General features: G+C 71.6%; 19 protein-coding genes. 10 read left to right on the top strand and 9 right to left on the bottom strand.

Annotation, left to right across the window (positions count from 1 at the left end):
• Positions 1-117: 117 nt before the first annotated feature.
• Positions 118-342: a hypothetical protein gene (locus IO39_RS48750; RefSeq protein WP_245642701.1), complete on the bottom strand. Its 225-nt coding sequence runs from the start codon at positions 340-342 to the stop codon at positions 118-120.
• Between the two features lie 572 nt (positions 343-914).
• On the opposite strand from IO39_RS48750, the gene recA reads away from it, so the two are divergent.
• From recA to rny, 3 genes are all read left to right on the top strand, one after another.
• A complete protein-coding gene (gene recA / locus IO39_RS48745) occupies positions 915-2012 on the top strand; it encodes a recombinase RecA (RefSeq protein WP_043640714.1) in 1098 nt (365 codons plus the stop codon).
• An 11-nt stretch (positions 2013-2023) separates the two neighbouring features.
• Positions 2024-3787: a RecX family transcriptional regulator gene (locus tag IO39_RS53930; RefSeq protein WP_084774778.1), complete on the top strand. Its 1764-nt coding sequence runs from the start codon at positions 2024-2026 to the stop codon at positions 3785-3787.
• A gap of 953 nt (positions 3788-4740) precedes the next feature.
• Positions 4741-6357 (top strand): ribonuclease Y, encoded by a 1617-nt coding sequence (gene rny, locus IO39_RS48735; protein ID WP_043640711.1) that lies wholly within the window; start codon positions 4741-4743, stop codon positions 6355-6357.
• 99 nt (positions 6358-6456) lie between these two features.
• Here the strand turns inward: rny and IO39_RS48730 are convergent, their stop codons facing one another.
• The 6 genes from IO39_RS48730 to IO39_RS48705 all read right to left on the bottom strand — a co-directional run bounded on the left by IO39_RS48730 (position 6457) and on the right by IO39_RS48705 (position 12893).
• Positions 6457-8274 carry a S9 family peptidase gene (locus tag IO39_RS48730; protein ID WP_043640708.1) on the bottom strand — a complete coding sequence of 606 codons (1818 nt, stop codon included), beginning with the start codon at positions 8272-8274 and terminating at the stop codon, positions 6457-6459.
• 297 nt (positions 8275-8571) lie between these two features.
• Positions 8572-9414 (bottom strand): glutamate ABC transporter substrate-binding protein, encoded by an 843-nt coding sequence (locus IO39_RS48725; RefSeq protein ID WP_043641016.1) that lies wholly within the window; start codon positions 9412-9414, stop codon positions 8572-8574.
• 159 nt (positions 9415-9573) lie between these two features.
• Complete coding sequence (locus IO39_RS48720; RefSeq protein WP_043640706.1) at positions 9574-10491, bottom strand: amino acid ABC transporter permease; 918 nt, start codon at positions 10489-10491, stop codon at positions 9574-9576.
• Positions 10488-11156, bottom strand: a complete 669-nt coding sequence (locus IO39_RS48715) for an amino acid ABC transporter permease (RefSeq protein ID WP_043640703.1) — start codon at positions 11154-11156, stop codon at positions 10488-10490. The genes IO39_RS48720 and IO39_RS48715 overlap by 4 nt, the downstream gene beginning before the upstream one ends.
• Positions 11157-11214: 58 nt before the next feature.
• Positions 11215-12096 carry a glutamate ABC transporter substrate-binding protein gene (locus IO39_RS48710; protein ID WP_043640699.1) on the bottom strand — a complete coding sequence of 294 codons (882 nt, stop codon included), beginning with the start codon at positions 12094-12096 and terminating at the stop codon, positions 11215-11217.
• A 41-nt stretch (positions 12097-12137) separates the two neighbouring features.
• Positions 12138-12893, bottom strand: coding sequence for an amino acid ABC transporter ATP-binding protein (locus tag IO39_RS48705; protein WP_052424338.1), 756 nt, complete (start codon positions 12891-12893; stop codon positions 12138-12140).
• Between the two features lie 137 nt (positions 12894-13030).
• On the opposite strand from IO39_RS48705, the gene miaB reads away from it, so the two are divergent.
• Positions 13031-14527 carry a tRNA (N6-isopentenyl adenosine(37)-C2)-methylthiotransferase MiaB gene (gene miaB, locus IO39_RS48700; RefSeq protein ID WP_245642699.1) on the top strand — a complete coding sequence of 499 codons (1497 nt, stop codon included), beginning with the start codon at positions 13031-13033 and terminating at the stop codon, positions 14525-14527.
• 113 nt (positions 14528-14640) lie between these two features.
• Here the strand turns inward: miaB and IO39_RS59355 are convergent, their stop codons facing one another.
• Positions 14641-14778 (bottom strand): hypothetical protein, encoded by a 138-nt coding sequence (locus IO39_RS59355; RefSeq protein ID WP_157549923.1) that lies wholly within the window; start codon positions 14776-14778, stop codon positions 14641-14643.
• A gap of 334 nt (positions 14779-15112) precedes the next feature.
• On the opposite strand from IO39_RS59355, the gene IO39_RS55760 reads away from it, so the two are divergent.
• From IO39_RS55760 to IO39_RS48685, 3 genes are all read left to right on the top strand, one after another.
• Positions 15113-15349 carry a hypothetical protein gene (locus IO39_RS55760; RefSeq protein ID WP_157549922.1) on the top strand — a complete coding sequence of 79 codons (237 nt, stop codon included), beginning with the start codon at positions 15113-15115 and terminating at the stop codon, positions 15347-15349.
• A 267-nt stretch (positions 15350-15616) separates the two neighbouring features.
• Positions 15617-16219, top strand: a complete 603-nt coding sequence (locus IO39_RS48690) for a hypothetical protein (protein WP_043640687.1) — start codon at positions 15617-15619, stop codon at positions 16217-16219.
• A gap of 147 nt (positions 16220-16366) precedes the next feature.
• Positions 16367-17107: an isocitrate lyase/PEP mutase family protein gene (locus tag IO39_RS48685; RefSeq protein WP_043640684.1), complete on the top strand. Its 741-nt coding sequence runs from the start codon at positions 16367-16369 to the stop codon at positions 17105-17107.
• A 932-nt stretch (positions 17108-18039) separates the two neighbouring features.
• On the opposite strand, the gene IO39_RS48680 is transcribed toward IO39_RS48685, so the two are convergent.
• Positions 18040-18957: a ribonuclease Z gene (locus tag IO39_RS48680; protein ID WP_043640682.1), complete on the bottom strand. Its 918-nt coding sequence runs from the start codon at positions 18955-18957 to the stop codon at positions 18040-18042.
• Between IO39_RS48680 and IO39_RS48675 the strand changes: the two genes are divergently transcribed.
• From IO39_RS48675 to dapF, 3 genes are read left to right on the top strand one after another with little or no spacing between them, the layout of a single operon-like run.
• On the top strand, positions 18956-19471 hold the full coding sequence (locus IO39_RS48675; RefSeq protein ID WP_043640679.1) for a methylated-DNA--[protein]-cysteine S-methyltransferase: 516 nt from the start codon (positions 18956-18958) through the stop codon (positions 19469-19471). The two genes, IO39_RS48680 and IO39_RS48675, sit on opposite strands and share 2 nt — an antisense overlap.
• A 13-nt stretch (positions 19472-19484) precedes the next feature.
• Positions 19485-20399 (top strand): tRNA (adenosine(37)-N6)-dimethylallyltransferase MiaA, encoded by a 915-nt coding sequence (gene miaA / locus IO39_RS48670; protein ID WP_439331514.1) that lies wholly within the window; start codon positions 19485-19487, stop codon positions 20397-20399.
• A gap of 9 nt (positions 20400-20408) precedes the next feature.
• Complete coding sequence (dapF, locus tag IO39_RS48665; protein WP_043640676.1) at positions 20409-21221, top strand: diaminopimelate epimerase; 813 nt, start codon at positions 20409-20411, stop codon at positions 21219-21221.
• Positions 21222-21231: the final 10 nt, after the last annotated feature.

Here is a 21231-nt window from a genome sequence, read left to right as displayed (position 1 = left end):
TCACCCTCGCCCGCCCTCGCCTGTCCGCATCCACCTTCGCCTGTCCGCATCCACCTTCGCCTGTCCTCACCCCACCTTCGCCTGTCCTCGCTCACCCTCGCCCGCTCTCCTCCCCGCTCAGGCGGGCTGCGGCGGGCTGTCGAGCGCCTCGCGGAGGGTCGCGACCGTACGCTCCAGGTCGTCGGCGCCGCTCTGCCCGCCCGGTGACCACAGGAACTGCCAGCCGTGGTTGGTCGGGGTGGCGAAGACGATCGTCTGGCGGCCGGTACGCGGGTGCCACACCCACAACACCGGGTCCTCACCCCCGACCATGCGGCTGACCAGGCCATGAGAGGGCAACATCTCGGCGAGTGCCTCGAGACGGACGCGTCGTTCCCCGGTGTAGCCGCTCGCCACGTGCCGCCTCCAGTTGTCGCCCTCCCGTTGAGTCTCCCCAGCTCACCGAGCCTGACAACACGACGTGGGCAACGTCCCGTGACATCGTTCGGCCGGGGCGCCCGGGAGGCCGCGTACGACGCCTTCCAGGACGTACGACGCCTTCCAGGAACGGAGAGACCACACCGCGCCCGCGCACGAGCCGGCCACCGTGGAAGGACCTCCCAGGAGGCGACCATGCCGCGCCCGCGAGGAGCCGGCCGCCGGGGCAGCCTTCAGAGGCGGAGAGGCGACGCCGCATCCTGCGGGCGGGGCGGCCTCCGGGATGGATCTTGCCTGGGTGAGCGGTCCGCTCCGCCTCGGCCGGCGCGGGTGGAGGATTAATGGGCGACCTGCGTGTTTCTGCAGTGATCGAACAGCCGTTCGGCTACCATGGACGAAGCCGCGCCACGTCTTCCCCGACTGCGGCAGAAATTGTCGGTGGCAGGCCGTAGCTTTCACTCGACTGATCGGACCACGACTCTCCAGGGGGAGTTCCCATGGCTATCAACGACCGCGAGAAGGCCCTCGAGACCGCACTCGCTCAGATCGAGCGACAGTTCGGCAAGGGCTCCGTCATGAGGCTGGGCGACGAGGCCCGCGCTCCCATCGAGGTGGTCCCCACGGGGTCGATCTCCCTTGACGTCGCCCTCGGCATCGGCGGCCTGCCGCGCGGGCGCATCGTGGAGATCTACGGCCCGGAGTCCTCGGGTAAGACCACGGTGGCCCTGCACGCGGTGGCCAACGCGCAGCGGGCCGGCGGCATCGCCGCGTTCGTCGACGCCGAGCACGCGCTCGACCCCGAATACGCCAAGAAGCTCGGGGTCGACACCGACGCCCTGCTGGTCTCCCAGCCCGACACGGGTGAGCAGGCGCTCGAGATCGCCGACATGCTGATCAGGTCGGGCGCCGTCGACATCATCGTCATCGACTCGGTCGCGGCCCTGGTGCCCAAGGCCGAGATCGAGGGCGAGATGGGCGACAGCCACGTCGGTCTCCAGGCCCGCCTCATGTCCCAGGCTCTGCGCAAGATCGCCGGCGCCCTCAACAGCACCGGCACCACCGCCATCTTCATCAACCAGCTCCGCGAGAAGATCGGCGTCATGTTCGGCAGCCCCGAGACCACGACCGGTGGTAAGGCGCTGAAGTTCTACGCCTCGGTCCGGATGGACATCCGCCGCATCGAGACCCTCAAGGACGGCACGGAGGCGGTCGGCAACCGCACCAGGGTCAAGGTCGTCAAGAACAAGATGGCCCCGCCCTTCCGCGTCGCCGACTTCGACATCCTCTACGGGGTGGGCATCTCCCGCGAGGGCGGCCTCATCGACATGGGCGTGGAGCACGGCTTCGTCCGCAAGTCCGGCGCCTGGTACACGTACGAAGGCGACCAGCTCGGCCAGGGCAAGGAGAACGCCCGCAACTTCCTGAAGAACCACCCCGACATGGCCAACGAGATCGAGAAGAAGATCAAGGACAAGCTGGGTGTGGGCCCGCGCCTCGACGCCCCCGCCGAGCCCGCCGCCGCCCCGGCCCCGGCCGCCGCAGCCGCTCCCTCGGGCCGTGGCTCGAAGTCGACCCCGAAGCCGGGTGACGTCTGATCGCTGACCGGATGAGCGACACCGACCGGCCGCAAGCGCCCCACCCCTCCGATCGGGGCGCCTGGCCCGACCCTCCTTCACGGCGCGGGCGCGACCTGGCCCGCTCGTCCACGGACGGCTGGCCGTCGGTGGACGAGTGGCGCGAGCAACGCACCCGCCTGCGCGCCACCGCCCCCTCCTCCGCCGAGTCCCCAGACCCTGCGGCGGACCGTACGGACAGCACGTTCTCGCCTCCATCCGAACAGCCCATCACCGCTCCACCCGGTCCCACCGGCCAGGACGCCACGGACGACGGGGCCACTCCCGACGACCGGACCACTCCGGCACGCCAGGACGGCACCGGCGACCCCCGCGACACCGCCGGCCCTGACGGCACCGGCGGCTCTCAAGACGCTGTCGGCTTTCAGGACGATGTCGGCTCTCACGGCGCGGTCAGCCGCGACGAGGTGGCCGGTCGTCGTGACGACGCAGAAGGCCCGTACGGCACAAGTGCTCGTGCGGAGTCCGCGTCCGAGGGGCGGCCTGGTGACGAGTGGCACTCTCAGCCGCTCGCGGGCAGCAGCTGGTTCGCGCCCGAGCCGAGCGACGGCGAGAAACGCCGCTCGGGCAAGGGACGCCGTTCCGGTGGGTTCGGCAAGCGGGCCGGCCGACCTGGTGGGAGGTCCGGCCGCTCCGGCAACGGGTCCGGCCGCTCCGGCAACGGGTCCGGGATCGCTGACAACGGCTTCGGCCGCGCTGGCAACGGGTTCGGACAACCCGGCGGCGAGTTCGACGAGTTCGGCGAGGGGCCTACCCCGTTCGGTGACGACGGGCCGCCTACTCCGTTCGGTGACCACGGGCCCGCCCCGTTCGGCGAACGTGACGAGGAGTCCCGGCCGTTCGGCGAGAAGACCGCTCCCGCCGGCGAGGCCGAGCAGTCCGGCGGAGAGGGCGAGCGGTTCGGCAGGAGAGCAGGGCGTTTCCCCGGAACACCCGAGCACGACGGCAACGGATTCGACCTGCCCAGCGACGAGCCCGAGCAGGGTGGCAGCCGGGCCGGCCGGTTCGGGCGAGGAGCCGGACAAGCTGACGACGGCGGGGCCGGGTTCTTCGGTGGTGAGGCTGGGCGACCTGGGGGAGGAGCCGGACAAGGGGCCGGTGGCGCCGGGCTTTTCGACGATGGGGCTGAGCGGCGTGAGGGCAGGGCCGGGAGGTCCGGGCGAGGAGGCCGGAAGAAGGGCAGAAAGCAGGGCTGGTTGCCTGACGGGCCGGATGCCGAGACGCCGGCCGGCTCAGGGCGCGAGGCCGATCCGGAGTCGGTGGCTCGGGCCATCTGCCTGCGCCTGCTCACGATGGCGCCCAAGACGCGCGCCCAGCTCGCCGAGGCCCTGCGCAAGCGGGATGTGCCGGAAGAGGCCGCCGAGGCGGTGCTCAGCCGGTTCTCCGAGCTCGGACTGATCAACGACGAGGCGTTCGCGGCGGCGTGGGTGGACTCCCGGCACCATGGGAGAGGGCTGTCCAAGCGTGCGCTGGCGGCCGAGTTGCGCCATCGGGGCGTGGACAGCGACACGGTCAACGAGGCCGTGGAACGGCTGGACCCCGACCAGGAGGCGGAGACGGCCCGGCGGCTGGTGGAACGCAAGCTCGCCACTACCCGCTCCCTCGACCCGCAGACCCGCACCCGTCGGCTGGCCGGCATGCTCGCCCGCAAGGGATACCCCTCCGGCCTGGCCTTCCGCGTCATCCGCGAGGCCCTCGAACAGGAGGGCATCGAGCTGGAGGAAGACTTCTCGTAACCCGGATCGGTGCCGGGCAGCTTCCCGGCGGTGCCTCAAGGGGTTTGTCTGAGGAGAATTGAGGCGGTCCTGCACGGAGCCGTCTGAGGGGATTCGTCCAGAGCCCTCTCGAAGACTCGACGAGCGCCTTCTGGTGTTCGTCCAGAGCCTTCTGGGTTGGTCCAGAGCCCGCTGAGGGCCTGTCCAGCGCGCCGAGAAGTTCGTCCAGTCCCTTGAGGGGGTCCGTCCGGCGCGACGAGGAGTCCGTCCGGCCCCTTGAGGAGTCCGTCCGGCCCCTTGAGGAGTCCGTCCGGCACCCCTGAGGGGGCCGTCCGGCCTCTTGAGGTCCTCTCTCAGGGGCGCGGAGACCTGTTGAGGCCTCCTTTTGCGGGTCCGGGAAGTTGAGCCTTCTCCTGCGGTTTCGGCAGCCGCCGAGCGGGCTTCCTCACACGTCGGGGAACGCCGTGCCGGCCTTGCTCGCGGGTCAGGGGGCTGTACGCCCCTTCGCGCGGATCCAGCACTCGCCGCAGGAGTCTGTACCGACCCCTGTGCCTGATCCAGGAACCCTTGAGCCCCTGGCTGGAGGCACGTGGGTCGCGCCAAGGGGTGGACGGGGCCGGGGAGGGCAATTCCGGCAGTAATGGGGGGTATCTAGCCGAAAGTGGAGAAGCGGGCCCGTAAGACACGCTTGATGACGCGTTTGCTTGCTCGTGACCTGTTCGACGCATAACCTCGACGGCAGTGAGGAGTTACTCCGCGCAGCGCGGATTGCCATACCGGTGAACGACGGACGAACGAGCTTGAGCGGTCGAGGCGGGCGAGGTGTCGGCTTTCACAGTCGACGCCCGGTCAGCCTTGGCTTGACATCGATCCTGCCGATGACGCCGATCGGGCGATTCGTGGCGCGTCTGTGACCCCTCCTGTTTTGTGGCCGCGTTATGAGTTCTTGACGACGCGAGGAGGGCGGGGCGCACATGGGGCCGCTGGTCGTGGTGCTGATGGTGGCGGTGCTCGTGCTCGCGTTCGGGATGATAGTCGCGCTCCTCGTCGTCATAAGGCGCACCTCCGGCGGCACGCCACGGGCGGGCAAGCCGAGCCCCGAGCAGGTGCAGGCCGTGCACGAGGAGCTGGAGCAGGCGCGCGAGGAGGCGCGGGAGATCCGCCACAAGGCGGAGAGTGACGCCGAGGAGATCCTGCGCAGGTCCGAGGCGGCGGCCGAGAGCGCCGCGCAGATGCGGCGGGAGGTCGAGGAGGAGAGCCGGATACTCAAGTCCGAGCTCAAGGAGCTGCGCTCCGACCTTGAACGCCGGGAGGCCAGGCTGGCCGAGCGGGAGCAGCGGCTGGACGAGGAGGCCAGGCGGCAGGCCGAGCGGGACAGGAAGCTGGCCGAGACCGAGGTCGAGCTGGCCGACCGCCGCGAGGAGCTGCTGCAGGTCGAGGAGGAGCGGCGGATCATCCTGGAGCGGGTCGCCGGGCTCACCGGCGAGCAGGCCAAGGCCGAGCTGGTCAAGGAGATCGAGAACCAGGCCAAGCGCGAGGCCGCGCTGATCGTCAGGGAGATCGAGGGGGAGGCCCGCAAGGAGGGCGAGAAGCGGGCCACGAAGATCGTGACGCTGGCCGTGCAGCGGCTGGCGGCCGAGCAGACGGCCGAGTCGGTGGTCAGCGTGCTGCACCTGCCCGGCGACGAGATGAAGGGCCGCATCATCGGGCGCGAGGGGCGCAACATCCGCGCGTTCGAGTCCACGACCGGCGTCAACCTCATCATCGACGACACGCCGGAGGCGGTGCTGTTGTCGTGTTTCGACCCGGTCAGGCGGGAGACGGCGCGGCTGACGCTGGAGAAGCTGGTGCTCGACGGCCGCATCCACCCGCAGCGCATCGAGGAGGCGCACGACCGCAGCCGCCAGGAGGTCCAGGACCTGTGCGCGCGGGCCGGCGAGGACGCCCTCGTCGAGCTGGGCATCACCGACATGCACCCCGAGCTGACACTGCTGCTGGGGCAGTTGCGCTACCGCACCTCCTACGGCCAGAACGTGCTCAAGCACCTCATCGAATCCGCCCACATCGCCGGCATCATGGCCGCCGAGCTGAAGATGAACCAGACGCTGATGAAGCGCTGCGCCCTGCTCCACGACATCGGCAAGGCCCTCACGCACGAGGTGGAGGGCAGCCACGCGCTGATCGGGGCGGAGATCGCCCGCCGCTACGGCGAGGAGGAGGACGTGGTGCACGCCATCGAGGCGCACCACAACGAGGTCGAGGTCCGCACCGTCGAGGCGGTGCTGACGCAGGCCGCCGACGCGATCAGCGGCAGCCGTCCCGGCGCCCGGCGCGAGTCGCTGGAGGCGTACGTCAAGCGGCTGGAGCGGCTGGAGGAGATCGCGCAGTCCTACGACGGCGTGGAGAAGGTGTTCGCCATGCAGGCCGGGCGCGAGATCCGGGTCATGGTCAAGCCGGACGCGATCGACGACATCCAGGCCCAGGTGATCGCCAGAGACGTGGCCAAGCAGGTCGAGGAGGAGCTCACCTACCCGGGGCAGATCCGCATCACGGTGGTCAGGGAGTCGCGGGCGACCGAGTTCGCCCGCTGACCCTCCCTCCCTCGCCGGCACTGGCTCCTTCGCCGGCACCGGCTCTCCCTGGCGCGCGCCCAGGCCCCAGCCGGGGGCCTGGTCTCGACGCCGGGGAGGCTAGCCGAAGATCTGCTGGTAGAAGGCCAGCTCCGCGGCCAGGGCGGCGGTGCGGGTCTCGGTGCGGCGGAAGCCGTGGGACTCGCCCTCGAAGGAGAGGTACGTGCACGGCACCCCGCGCTCCAGCAGCGCGTCGGCGAACGCCGAGGACTGCTCCGGCGGCACCACCGGATCGTCGAGCCCCTGGAGGAGCAGCATCGGGCAGGTCACCCCGTCCACGAGGGCGAGGGGCTCCCTGGCGGCGTACACCTGCGGATCCTCCGGCCCCACCAGCCACTCCACGTAGCGTGACTCGAAGTCGTGAGTGTGCGCGGCCAGCGGGCCGAGCGCGCTGACCCCGTAGTAGGACACCCCTCCGGCGAACACGTCGGAGCGGCAGCAGGCGGCCATCACCGTCCAGCCGCCCGCGCTGCCGCCGCGCACCGCGATCCTGGCCGGGTCGGCCAGGCCCTGGGCGGCCAGCCATTCGGCGGCGGCGACGGTGTCCTCGACGTCCACCACGCCCCACTGGCCCTTGAGCCGGTCGCGGTAGGCGCGGCCGTAACCGGTCGAGCCGCCGTAGTTGAGGTCGAGCACGCCGACGCCGCGCGAGGTCAGGAACGCCTTCTCCAGGTCGAGCGCGGTGTCGGCGTGGGCGGTCGGCCCCCCGTGCACGAAGATCACGTAAGGGGGAGTGCCCTCGGTGGCCGGGGCGTGGGGCGGGTAGAGGAAGGCGTGCACCTCTCCCATCCGCACGGGGCGGGGGACGGGCAGGTAGGCCGGGTCGGGCAGGCGGGTGAGGTCGCGCATGAGCGGGCGGTGCGCGCCGGTCGCGGTGTCCACGGTCAGCACCGAGCGGGGGGTCGTGGCGGCGTACCCGACGCCGATGACGGACGTGCCGTCGGCGGCCAGCGCCGCGTCCCAGCCGGTGCAGGGCGTGTCGAGGTCGGTCAGCCCGCCCGAGGCGGGGTCGAGCACGGCCAGCCGCAGGTCGCCGCGCCCGTGCAGGACCGCGAGGCGTCCGTCGGCGAGCACGGTGTACGGCATCCCGCCCAGCCGCCACGGCGGCGCCGCGAACTCCTCCTCGGCCGGGCACAGCGCCCGCGCCCCGTCGCCGCGCAGGCCGATCTCGTAGAGGTTCCACCAGCCGGAGGCGTCGGAGACCAGGTAGAGCCGGGCGTCGTCCTTCCAGGACGGGGCCAGCACGGACTCGGTGGGGCCGCCGCGCACGGTCCACGAGCCGGCGGCGGGATCGGCGAGGCTGGTGACGCGCAGCTCGGTGCCGTCCCAGGGCATGCGGGGGTGGTTCCAGCAGACGTAGGCCAGGTGCCGCCCGTCGGGGGAGATCGCGGGGGAGGCGTAGAAGTCGCAGCCGGTGACCCATACGCGGGGCTCGCCGCCGTCCAGCGGGATCGAGACGACGGCCCTGGTGACCTTGCCGTCGTCGGCGTGGTGCTCGCGTACGCACCACACCTGGCCGTCGTGGACCAGCAGATCCGCGTAGCGGCAGCCCTCGTCGGTGAGGGGTTTCGGTTCGCCGTTATCGGCCAGGAGGTAGAGCCGCTGGTCGCTCAGGTTGGCGAAGACGACCTCTCCCGAGGGGGTGACGGCGTAGGGTCTGCCGCCGTACTCGTGCACCCGGGTGCGCGCGGACCACGGGGCGGGCAGCAGGTCACGGCGGGTGCCGTCGGCGGCGCCGGACACGATGGTGGTGCGCCCGCCCTCGTCGGGGCGGTCCTCGGTCCACCACACCCGGCCGCCCGCGGCCGTGGGCCAGGCGGGGCGCACACCGGAGCCGGCGACGTCTCTGGTCGAAATGGGGGAGGGCCAGAAAGGCATACCCGCATCCTGCCGGAAGATTGGCCGCGGTGCGGTCCTGTCCCCGCAGTTGAGGCCGGTTCCGCGCGGCTCGGCGGCCGCCGGGCGGCGGGGCGGGGAGGCGCGGGCCCCGCCGGGGGAGGTCCGGGGAGGTGGGGGCTTCGCTGGGGAAGGGGCCGGGAGGTGCGGGTTTCACTGGAAGGGGGAGGTGCGGGTTCGCTGGGGAAGGGGCCGAGAGGTCTGGGTCTCACTGGGAAGGGGGAGGTGCGGGTTCGCCGGGGAAGGGCCGAGAGGCGTGGGTGGGCGGGATGTTCCGGTTCAGGAACAGCCCTCGGGCGGGGGGAGGGTGGCGGGGAGGTGGAGGTCGGTCCTGCCGAACCACTTGTGCAGCAGCCGCGTGGCCGTGCCGTCCCGCCACATCGCGGCGATCGCCCGGTTGACGGCCTCGCAGGTCTGGATGTCGCCCTTCTTGAGCCCGACGCCCCAGCTCTCGGCCGTGATCGGGTCATTGAGCAGCCGGTACGCCCCCGGATCCTGCTCGGCGAACCCGGCCAGCCCCAGGTTCTCGGTGCTGACCGCGTCGAGCAGGCCGTTCTTGAGCTTGCGCACGCAGTCGGAGTAGTTCGCGGCGGGCACCAGCCGGGCCGGCAGGTCCAGCCTGCCGTCGGGCGGCGGGTCCACGATGCGGCGGTAGGAGTTCGAGCCCTCGGCCAGGCAGATCCGCTTGCCCCGCAGGTCGTTCACCGTGCGGATGCTGTCGTCGCCGGCGCGGACCATGGTGTCCTGGCTGACGATCACGTACGGGCCGGCGAAGGTCACCTTGGGCTTGCGGGCCTCCGTGATGGAGTAGGAGGCGACGATCAGGTCCACGGTGCCGTTCTGGAGCAGCGCCTCGCGGGTGGACGACGGCGACTCCCGCCAGGTGATCTTGACCGGGGCGCCGCCGGAGAGGTGGCGGACGATGTAGCGGGCCACGTCGACGTCGAAGCCCTCGGGCTCGGCGCCCATCCTCAGGCCCAGGCCCGGCTGGTCCCACTTGGTGCCGACGACAACCGTGCCGGTGCCCTTGACCTTGTCCGCGACGGTGGCGTACGAGCCGCCGCCGGCGCACGCCGCCAGGCCGACCGCCACGGCCGCCCCCGCGAACCCCCAGCCACGCATGGTCACACGACCATGCGTAACCCGAGCGGGCGCGGTTCAGGGCCGCAACTGTGGAAACATGGCCCATTCTTGGGCAATCAGGGGGACATCGCGTTCTTGGCATCAGGGGGACATCGCGGGCGGCGGGCGTGACACCAGGGGCGCCCGCCGCCCGCGCCGTCACTCCAGCGGACGGTCGGGCGCCAGGCCACCGCCCTCGGTGCCCTGCCCCGCCGCGATGCCGACCTCGGCCGAGCCGGGCGCCACGACCGGGGCCGCCGCCGTCTTGCGGCTGCGCCTGCTGCGCTGCTCCAGCCGCGTGGCCAGGTAGCTCAGCGCCAGGTTGAGCGCCACGTAGATGATGCCGATGACGATGGCCGCCGGGATCAGCGAGCCGAAGAAGCGGGCCGGCAGGATCTTGAAACCGGTGTTCAGCAGGTCGACGTAGGCGATGATGTAGCCGAGCGCGGTGTCCTTGAGCAGCACCACGAGTTGGCTGACGATGGCGGGCATCATCGCGGTGACGCCCTGCGGCAGCAGCACCATCCGCATGACCTGGTTCTTGCGCATGCCCACCGCGTACGCGGCTTCGGACTGCCCCTTCGGCACCGCGTTGACGCCGGCCCTGACGACCTCGGCCAGCACCGACCCGTTGTAGAGGGTCAGGCCGAGCACGACCGCCATGAACGCGTAGTCGCCGCCGCCCAGCACCGTGGGCGCCAGGTAGAAGATGAAGAAGATCAGCAGCAGCAGCGGGATGGCCCGGAACACCTCGACCACCACGCCGGCCGGCACCCGGATCCAGGCGTGGTCGGAGAGCCGGGCCAGGCCGAAGATCGCGCCGAAGGCCAGGGCGAGCACCGCCGCCACGGCCGCGGCCCGCAGCGTGCCGATGAGGCCCGGGATGATGTAGAACTCCCAGGTCTCCCACATCAGGAACGGCTGCCAGATCCGGCCCTCGAACTGGCCCTTGGCGTCGAAGCCCCGGTAGACGCCGTACAGGACGGCGCCGACCGCCACGATGCTGATCACCGTGAGCAGGTGGTTGCGCACCCGCCCGCGCGGGCCGGGGGCGTCGAACAGGACGGAGGTGCTCATCGCGCCACCGCCAGCCGCCGCTGCAGCCAGCCGGCGAAGAAGCCGACGGGCATGGTCAGCACCATGAACGCGACGACCACGCCGAGGAAGATCGGGATCGACGCGCCCGTCGTGTCGAACGTGATCTTCATGACCGCCGCCGCGTCGGCCAGGAATCCGCCCGCCGTCGCGACCGTGGTGTTCTTGATCATCGCGATCATCACGCTGCCCAGCGGCGCGATGACCGCACGGAACGCCTGAGGCAGGATGATCATGGTCAGCGACTGCGTGAACGTCAGCCCGATCGCCCTGGCCGCCTCGGCCTGGCCCATCGGGACCGTGTTCACGCCGGCGCGCAGCGCCTCGCACACGAAGGCCGCGGTGTACGCCGACAGGCCCATCGCGACCACCCAGAACGAGTTGGTCAGCGGCGTCTCGGAGAACACCAGGCCGAGCTGGTCGCTCAGACCCAGCGCCGAGAACGCCAGCACCAGCGTGAGCGGGGTGTTGCGCACCACGTTGACGTAGAAGGTGCCGGCCGCGCGCAGGACCGGCGTGGGTGAGACGCGCATCGCCACCAGGATCGTGCCCAGGATCAGGGAGGCGACGGCCGCCACGACCGACAGCTTGACGTTCTCCAGGAAGCCCAGGCCGAGGTCGGGCGCGTACTTGATTAGTTCGTCCATCGTGCTCCACCGCAGGGGTGAGCGGCGGCCGGCGCACCGGCCGCCGTCACCGACGTGATCAGGCGCAGCCCTCGGCCGGCGGCGCCGTCGTGGACAGGTTGAGACCCTGGATGCCGCCGAACCACTTGTCCAGCAGCTGCTTCATGGTCCCGTTGTCCCACAGCTTCTTCACCGCGGTGTTGACGGCCTCGCAGGTCTTGGTGTCGCCCTTCTTCAGGCCGATGCCGTACTTCTCGTCCGTGAAGCCCTGGCCCAGCACCTTGAAGTTGCCGCCGGCCTGCTTGGCGAAGCCCGCCAGGATCAGGTCGTCGGTGGTGACGGCGTCGAGGTTGCTGCCCGTCAGCTTCTGCACGCACTCGGAGTAGTTGCCGGCGTCGACGGTGGTCGCGTCGATGTCGAGCTCACCGTCCGGCGGCGGGTCGGTGATGCGCTTGTAGGAGTTGGAGCCCGCGGCCTTGCAGATCTTCTTGCCCTTGAGGTCCTGCGGGGTGTTGATCGAGGTGTCGTCCTTGCGGACCATGACGTCCTGGTGCGCGATCACGTACGGGCCGCCGAAGGTGACCTTGCTCTTGCGCTCCTCGGTGATCGAGTAGGTCGCGAAGACGATGTCGACCGTGCCGTTCTGCAGGAACGGCTCGCGGTTGGACGAGGCCGACTCCTTCCATTCGATCTTCACGTCCTTGCCGCCGGCCACCTCCTTCAGCACGGCCTTGGCCACGTCGACGTCGAAGCCCTCGGGCTCGTTGCCCATCTTCAGGCCCAGGCTCGGCTGGTCCCACTTGGTGCCGACCACGATCGTGCCGCCGCCCGCGACCTTGTCCGCGACGGTGGCGTACGAGCCGCCGCCGCTCCCGCCGTTGCCGCTCTCACCGCCACAGGCGGCCAGGCCCGCGACCATGGCCGCTATCGAGAGCACCGCTCCCATTCGACGCATGTGCATGTTGTACCTGCCTCAATACTCTTAAGTGCGTGAGGATCTTCTCAGTGAGTGAGGATCTTCGAAAGGAAGTCGCGCGCACGATCCGTCTGCGCGTTGGTGAAGAACTCGTCGGGGGTGTTCTCCTCGACGATCTGCCCGTCCGCCATGAACACGACCCGGTTGGCGGCCCGGCGGGCGAACCCCATCTCATGCGTGACGACCACCATCGTCATGCCGTCACGTGCCAGCCCGATCATGACATCGAGCACCTCCTGCACCATCTCGGGGTCCAGTGCGGAGGTCGGCTCGTCGAACAGGATCAGCTTCGGGTCCATGGCCAGCGCCCTGGCGATCGCGACGCGCTGCTGCTGACCGCCGGAGAGCTGGGCCGGATACTTGTTCGCCTGCGCCGCGATGCCCACCCGTTCCAGCAACTCCATCGCCCGTTTGTCGGCCTGGGCGCGCGGGACCCCGCGCACCTTCATGGGGCCGAGGGTGACGTTCTCCCGGATGGTCTTGTGGGCGAACAAGTTGAACGACTGGAAGACCATGCCGACTTCGGACCGCAGCCTGGCCAGCGCCTTGCCCTCCTCGGGCAGCACCTGGCCGTCAAATATGATCTTCCCCTCGTTGATCGTCTCCAACCGGTTGATCGTGCGGCACAACGTCGACTTCCCGCCGCCCGAAGGGCCGATGACGACCAGAACCTCGCCACGAGAGACGGTCAAGTTGATGTTCTTCAGGACATGCAGCGCCCCGAAGTGCTTGTTGACGTTCTCCAACTGGACCAGTGGAGGGGCGTCGCCGTTCTCCGTCATGGAGTAAAACGTAGAGGGCGTTAGAGCGCTGTGCACTAACCGAGCGGTACCGATCCGATCACATCATGCCATCAAGCTGGCCTTTTAGATCTATCCGGGCCGTGGCAAGCCGCGCAACGACTACCCTTGAACGTGCCATGACTGTGACCCAGGAGGGCGCCCGCACATACGAAGTGCGCACATACGGGTGCCAGATGAACGTCCACGACTCCGAGCGGCTGTCAGGCCTGCTGGAGGACGCCGGTTACGTGCCCGCCCCCGACGGCGAGACGGCCGACGTGGTCGTGTTCAACACGTGCGCCGTGCGGGAGAACGCCGACAACCGCCTCTACGGCAACCTCGGCCACCTGCGGCCGGCCAAGACGCGCAACCCACGCATGCAGATCGCCGTCGGCGGCTGCCTGGCGCAGAAGGACCAGGGCGACATCGTCCGCAAGGCGCCGTGGGTCGACGTCGTGTTCGGCACGCACAACATCGGCTCGCTGCCGGTGCTGCTGGAGCGCGCCCGCGTCGAGGGCGAGGCGCAGGTCGAGCTGAAGGAGTCGCTGGAGGTCTTCCCCTCGACGCTGCCCACCAAGCGCGAGTCCCCCTACGCCGCCTGGGTGTCCATCTCGGTCGGCTGCAACAACACCTGCACGTTCTGCATCGTGCCGTCGCTGCGCGGCAAGGAGAAGGACCGCCGCCCCGGCGACATCCTCAACGAGGTGCGCACGCTGGTCGGCCAGGGCGTGCTGGAGGTCACGCTGCTGGGCCAGAACGTCAACACCTACGGCGTGGAGTTCGGCGACCGGCTGGCCTTCGGCAAGCTGCTGCGCGCCTGCGGCGAGGTCGAGGGCCTGGAGCGGGTCCGGTTCACCTCGCCCCACCCGGCCGCCTTCACCGACGACGTCATCGCGGCCATGGCCGAGACGCCCAACGTCATGCACCAGCTCCACATGCCGCTGCAGTCGGGCTCCGACCGGGTGCTGCGCGCGATGCGCCGCTCCTACCGGGCCGAGCGCTACCTCGGCATCATCGAACGGGTGCGCGCGGCCATGCCCGACGCCGCCATCTCGACCGACATCATCGTCGGCTTCCCCGGCGAGACGGAGGAGGACTTCCAGGCCACCCTCGACGTCGTCCGCCAGAGCCGCTTCGCCAACGCCTTCACCTTCCAGTACTCCATCCGCCCCGGCACCCCGGCGGCCACCATGGAGGACCAGGTGCCCAAGGAGGTCGTGCAGGAGCGCTACGAGCGGCTGGTGGCCCTTCAGGAGGAGATCTCCTGGGAGGAGAACAAGAAGCAGGTCGGGCGGACGCTCGAGGTGCTGGTGGCCGAGGGCGAGGGCCGCAAGGACGAGGCGACCCGGCGGCTGTCCGGGCGCGCTCCCGACAACCGCCTGGTGCACTTCGCGGTGGGCGACGCCGAGACGCCCCGGCCGGGCGACATGGTGACGGTCGAGGTGACCTACGCCGCGCCGCACCACCTCGTCGCCGACGGGGCCGTGCTGGGGCTGCGGCGCACCCGGGCGGGCGACGCCTGGGAGGCCCGCCAGGGCGGTTCCCGGAGCGCTCCCGGGGTGCTGCTGGGCATGCCCACGATCGGCCGCCCCGCCCCGCTGCCGGCGGCCACCGGAGGGTGCTCGGCGCACTGAGGCGCAGGTTGTGGTGAAAGGGCGGCCCCGGATGTTCCGGGGCCGCCCTTTTCGCGTGCTCAGCGGTGCGCGGGGCTCACTGGTGCGGCGGGGCTCACTGGTGCGGCGGGGGCTCAGCGGGTCAGGCGGTTGAGTACGGCGTCGCAGGGGCCGCGGCGGAAGTCGTGGAACGTGGCGCAGGGGTTGGCCGGGCCGCGGGGGACGGCGGGGACGGCGTTCCTGTCCCGGCCGGGGGCGGGAAGCTGCGGCACGGGGCGTTCCGGGACCGGGTGGCCCGGGACCGGGTCCGCGGGGATCGGGCGGTCCTGGAGCGGCGGCTGAGGGGGCGGCTGGGGCGCCGGTTGAGGGCCCGGGCGGGCCGGGCGGGCGTGCGGCGGGACCAGGGGGCGTTCCCGGCCCGAGTCCAGGCCCCCGTTCCGGCCCCCGTCACGGCTCCCCGCGCGGCTCGCGTCGCCGTTCCCTCCGCCGTTCCCGCTGCGGCCCCCGCCGTGGCCTCCGCCGCCGGTCCCGTCGCGGTCCTTGCCGTGGCCTCCGGGGAAGCGGCCGGGCGGGGACGCGGCCGGGCCCGGGAGGAACGGGCCCGCGGTGACGGCGGGGACGGCGGAGAGCGACGCCCAGGGCGGCACGGTCTCGACCCAGGGCGGCGAGATCTCGATCCAGGGCGGCGACAGAGGCCCGAGCGCGGCGTCCATGGGCTGGGACGCCGGAAATTGGAGCGATCCAGCCGAAGGCGCCGGCGCGGCCATCGCCGAATGCGGCACGTTCGACGCCGGAAGCGGTGTCTCCGAGAAATTCGATCTTGGGGTAAGCGGAGTTATCTGATCGAATTTCGGTTGACTTTGCGGTGACGGTTCCGGGCCGTTGGCGAATGCCAGGAATATTCCCGCGCCCGCCGTGACGAGCACCACGACCACGCCCGCGAGAGGCGCGAAGGGCAGCCCGTTACCTGGGAAAATGGATCTAAGGGGGGACAAGTCGTGATTCCTTTGTGATGGGTGTGCGAGCATTCCTCCTTTGCGGCTAGTGTGGTCCATCACCCGCGGAAGCCGGCGAGCTTTCCCCGATACGACCGCAGGGAGCTGCACCACCATGCAAGATCCGAACGAGCCGGATCGTCAGGAGATCCTGGACGGGCCGGGAGACGCCCGCCGGGCGGCGCGAAAGGGCGCCCCGAGAAACAGGCGCTCGAAGAAGAACCAGAAGACGCTCCTCATCGCCGGTTCGGCGCTCGTCGCCGTGCTCGCGGCCGGCGGCGCCGGTTACATGCTGGCGAGCGACTCCGGCGCGGCGGCCCCGCAGAGCGGCGGCGCGCCCGCCGCCACGCAGAGCGCCGGGGAGACCGAGGACCTCGGTGGCGACGACGCCACCATGGGCGACGTGACCACCGACGCGCCCGACGGCGACCTGTCCACCGACGCCCCCGACGACGGCAGCATGGGCGACGTCGCCGACCCCGGCATGGGCGGCGGCGACCCCGCCGACACCGGCTCGACGGGCTCCGACTCCTCCCGCCCCGCCACCCAGACCGGCAACGGGACGGGCAACGGGACGGGTGACGGGAACGACAAGAAGCCGGTCACGACCTCCCCCACCAGGGCTCCGCAGTCCTCGGGCGACGACACCCCCGCCGACGACCCGGCGGACGGCCCGGCCGGCGCGGTCAGCGGCCAGTGCGCCACGTCCGGCTGCTGACCGGCACCCCGCGCCACCGGAAGGCGCGCCACCGGAAGGCGATCCGCCGATCACCGGCCCAGCGCCGGGCGACGGCGGGAAGTGGCTTGTGGATCGCAGGGCCGACTGGACCTATGGACGGGCCACTTCGCTCTCTAGAGTCGCGGCATGACGATCGATGACGCGGCCCGGCTGCGGGCGCTGCACGTTCCCGGAGCCCCGCTGGTCCTGCCCAACGCCTGGGACGCCGCCTCCGCCCGCGCCGTGCGGGCGGCCGGGTTCCCCGCCGTCGCCACCAGCAGCGCGGCCGTGGCCCGTGCGCTCGGCTACGACGACGGGCACCAGACCCCGGCCGGCGAGATGATGGCGGCCGTCGCCCGCATCGCCAGGGTCCTGGACGTGCCCCTCACCGCCGACGTCGAGCGCGGCTACGGCCTCAAGCCCGCCGAGCTGGCCGAGCGCCTCGCCGAGGCGGGGGCCGCGGGCTGCAACCTGGAGGACTCGGTGCCGGAGCGCGGCGAGCTGGTCGATCCGGGCGAGCAGGCCGAGTTCCTGGCCGAGGTGCGGGCCGCGGCGGGCGACGCCCTCGTGATCAACGCCAGGATCGACGTCTACCTGTTCGGGGGGTCCTCCGGGGAGGAGGCCGTGGCGCGCGGGCGGCGCTACCTGGAGGCGGGGGCCGACTGCGTCTACCCCATCGGGCTGGGCGACGAGGACGGCATCCGGGCGTTCGTCGCCGAGGTGGGCGGGCCGGTCAACATCTACTGCGGGCCGGGGGCGCCCGGTCCCGCGCGGCTGGCGGAGCTGGGCGTGGCCAGGATCAGCTTCGGCAGCAGCCTGCACGAGGCGTCCCAAACCCACACCCGCGGCCTGCTGGCGGCCGTCCGGGAGGGCCGCAACCCGTTCTGACCGCCCGCGGAGGCACGGCGCGAGCCGGCTCCGTGCGCAGGCGTCGTACGCTTGCGCTCGTGCTTGTCGCCGCGGCCGTCTGCCCGCCAACCCCGCTGGTCGTGCTCGGGATGCCCGACCTCCGCTCCGCCTGCCTCACCGCGATCGCCGCGTTGCGCGGGGCGCGTCCCGACGTGCTGATCACGGTGGGCGGCGCCGAGGTCACGCGTGCGTACGACGGCGCCGCGGCGGGCAGCCTGCGGCCCTGGGGCGTGGACCGCACGGCGGGAAGCGGCGAGCCGGTGCTTCCGCTCTCCCTGACCGTGGCCCGCCTGCTCCTCGGGGAGGAGCCTCCGGGAGGCGCGCAGGCCGTGGCGTTCGACGCGGCCGCGGAGGAGTGCCGGGCGCTGGGGGAGAAGCTGGCCACGAGCGCCGGACGGGTGGCGCTGCTGGTCATGGCCGACGGCTCGGCCTGTCTCAGCCCCGGGGCGCCGGGCAGGCACGACGCGGCGGCGGGGCCGTTCAACGAGCGGATCGGCCGGGCGCTGGCGGACGGCGACCCGTCCGCCCTCGCGGCGCTCGACCCCGCCGAGGCCGACCGGCTGTGGGTGAGCGGCCGCGCCGCCCTCCAGGTGCTCGCGGGCGCGGCAGCCACACCGAGCGCAACGGGCGCCAACGGCGCACCGAGCGAAGCGGGAGGGAGCACCGAGCGAAGCGGGAGCACCGAGCGAAGCGGGAGCACCGAGCGAAGCGGGAGCACCGAGCGAAGCGGGAGCACCGAGCGAAGCGGGCACACCGAGCGAAGCGGGCACACCGAGCGAAGCGGGCACACCGAGCGAAGCGGGCACACCGAGCGAAGCGGGCACACCGAGCGCGGCCGGGGCCGGGGCCGGGGCCGGGGCCGGGGTGTACGACGGGCGGTTGCTGGCGGCTGCCGCGCCCTACGGCGTGGGCTACTTCGCCGGGCTGTGGCTGGCTTGACGCTTCGGCACCGGGATCGTCATCAGGTCGCGGGCCGTCACCACCTCGCCGGAAAAGCTGCGTCGCACCTCCTCGACGAAGGCCGGCTCGTCGGCGAAGCCGTACCGTTCGGAGAAGTGCGTGAGCACCAGCCGGCGCACGCCCGCGTCGGCCGCGACCACCCCCGCCTCGTACGCCGTCAGATGCCCGTATTCCTTGGCCAGGGCGCTCTCCGGCGACAGGAAGGTGGACTCGATCACCAGCAGGTCGGCCCCGGAGGCCAGCTCGAAGACGGCGTCGCAGAGCCGGGTGTCCATGATGAAGGCCACGCTCTGCCCGGGCCGGGGGACGCTGCACTCGTCGAGCGTGACGCCGCGCACGGACCCGGTGCGCTGCAGCTCGCCGATCTCGGGGCCGCGGATGCCGTGGGCGGCCAGCTTCTCCGGCAGCATGCGCCGGCCGGCCGGCTCCTGGACGCGGTAGCCGTAGGACTCGACGGGGTGGGACAGGCGGCGCGCGGTGAGCGGGCCGACGCCGGCCAGCTCGCCGGAGACGGGCCGCTCGTCGATGACCGTGGTGTCGGCGAAGGCGGCGGCGTGGCGGAGCCTGCGCCAGTAGGTGAGGCCGGAGCCGGGGAAGACCGCGCGCACCGGGTGCCTGACCCGGTCGCGGGCGATGCGCTGCACGACCCCGGGCACGCCGAGGCAGTGGTCGCCGTGGAAGTGGGTCAGGCAGAGCCAGTGCACGTCGTTGGCGCTCAGCCCGGCGTACGCCATCTGCCGCTGCGTGCCCTCGCCCGGGTCGAACAGGAACCCCTGACCGTCCCAGCGCAGGAAGTAGCCGTTGTGGTTACGGTGTCGGGTGGGCACCGCGCTGGAGGTGCCCAGCACCACGAGCTCACGTGAGGACATGATGACCACGGTTTCCTTCGCCGAGGTGCCCACGCCGGTGGGCACGTTCGTGCTGGCCATGACCGAGGCCGGGCTCGTCGCGTCCGGCTGGGGGTCGCAGGCGGGGCTGGCCGGGCGTCTCGACCTGGCTGAGGTTCATGATGCGGATCGTACGGCCTTCGCCGTCGCCGAGCTGAACGCGTATTTCGCGGGGGAGCTGAAGACGTTCGAGACGCCGATCGACTGGCGGCTCATGTCCGGCTCGCGGCTGCGGGTGCTCCAGGCGCTGCACGGCGTCCCGTACGGCACCGCCGTCACCTACGGCGAGCTGGCCGAGCTGAGCGGCTCCGGCGTGCCCGCGCGCGGCATCGGCTCGATCATGGGCTCCAACCCGATCCCGATCATCGTGCCGTGCCACCGGGTCATCGCGGCGGGCAGGGGGCTGGGCGGGTTCAGCGGCGGCGAGGGCGTGGAGACCAAGCGGTGGTTGCTCACCCATGAGGGATATTTGCCGCCGACGCTCCTCGATCTCTAGCAGACTTGTGCCTGTGCGCAAGCAGCCAGACCAGCCAGTGATCGCCGTCGTGGGCCCCACGGCCGCCGGGAAGTCCGACCTCGCCGTGGACCTCGCCCTCCGTCTCGGGGGCGAGTGCGTCAACGCCGACTCCATGCAGCTCTACCGCGGCATGGACATCGGCACGGCCAAGCTCACGATGGAGGAGCGGCGCGGGGTGCCGCACCACCTGCTGGACATCTGGGACGTGACGGTGACGGCCAGCGTGGCCGAGTACCAGAAGCTGGCCAGGGAGGTCATCGACTCCGTCGCGGTGCCGGTGCTGGTCGGCGGCAGCGGCCTGTACGTCCGGGCGGCCATCGACGAGCTGGAGTTCCCCGGCACCGAGCCGCGGATCAGGGCCCGGCTGGAGGCCGAGCTGGCCGAGACCGGCCCGGCCCCCCTCTACGAGCGCCTGCGCGAGCGCGACCCGGCCGCCGCGGCGGCCATCCTGCCGAGCAACGGCCGCCGCATCGTGCGCGCCCTGGAGGTGATCGAGCTGTCGGGGCGGCCGTTCTCGGCCACGATGCCCTCCTACGACGCCGTCTACCCGAGCGTGCAGATCGGGCTGGAGGTGCCCAGGCCGGAGCTGGACGCCCGGATCGAGCTGCGGGTCGAGCGCATGTGGCGGGCGGGCCTGGTGGACGAGGTGCGCGCGCTGCTCGGCCAGGGCCTGGCCGAGGGGCGCACGGCGAGCCGGGCGCTCGGTTACGCGCAGGTGCTGCGCTTCCTGGAAGGGGAGTGGAGCGAGGAGCGGGCGATGGCCGAGACGGTCAGGCTGACCAGGCGTTTCGCCCGCAGGCAGGAGTCGTGGTTCCGCCGCGATCCGCGGGTGCGGTGGATTCCGTACGACGCTCCCGATCTGCTTGAGCGATCCCTCGCGCACGTCACCGGACACCCGTGCGAATAAACTCCGAGGATGCGCTTTCTCAAGGGGCACGGCACCGAGAACGATTTCGTCATCCTGCCTGATCCGGAGGGCGAGGTCGACGTGTCGGCCGCGCTCGTCGCCAAGATCTGTGACAGGAGGGCCGGCATCGGCGCCGACGGCGTGCTCCGGGTGGCGCGCACGAAGCAGAGCCACGAGGTGGCCGAGCTGGCCTCGGCGGCCGAATGGTTCATGGACTACCGCAACTCCGACGGCAGCGTGGCCGAGATGTGCGGCAACGGCGTGCGCGTGTTCGCCCGTTACCTGCTCGACGCGGGGCTGGAGCACTCCTCGGAGTTCAGCATCGCCACCAGGGGCGGCCTGCGCGCCGTCCGCGTCGAGCCCAACGGTGACATCACGGTCGACATGGGCAAGCCCGTGATCGGCGGCGAGAGCGTGGCGAGCCTGGGCGGGCAGGAATACACCGGCGTCCACGTCGACATGGGCAACCCCCACCTGGCCTGCCCGATCGGCGACCCCGTCGCCCAGCTCGACCTCGCGCACCAGCCGGGCTTCGACACCGGCGTCTTCCCCGCGGGCGTCAACATCGAGCTGTTCAACCCGGTCGGCACCAGCCGCGCCGTCATGCGCGTCTTCGAGCGCGGCTCGGGCGAGACCCGCTCCTGCGGCACCGGCGCGGTGGCCACGGCCGTCGCCGCCGCGAGCCTGTCGGGCGACGTCACCGGCACGTGGACGATCGAGGTGCTGGGCGGCACGCTGACGGTCATCCTCGACGAGGACACCAGCTACCTGTCCGGTCCGGCGGTCATCGTGGCCAGCGGCGAGCTGATGCTTGCAGAATGAAGTTCTGATG

The organism is Nonomuraea candida, from assembly GCF_000725485.1.
GTDB classification, from domain to species: domain Bacteria; phylum Actinomycetota; class Actinomycetes; order Streptosporangiales; family Streptosporangiaceae; genus Nonomuraea; species Nonomuraea candida.
The sequence above is the reverse complement of the archived record's forward strand: the minus strand, read 5'-3'. Positions and strand labels throughout refer to the sequence as shown.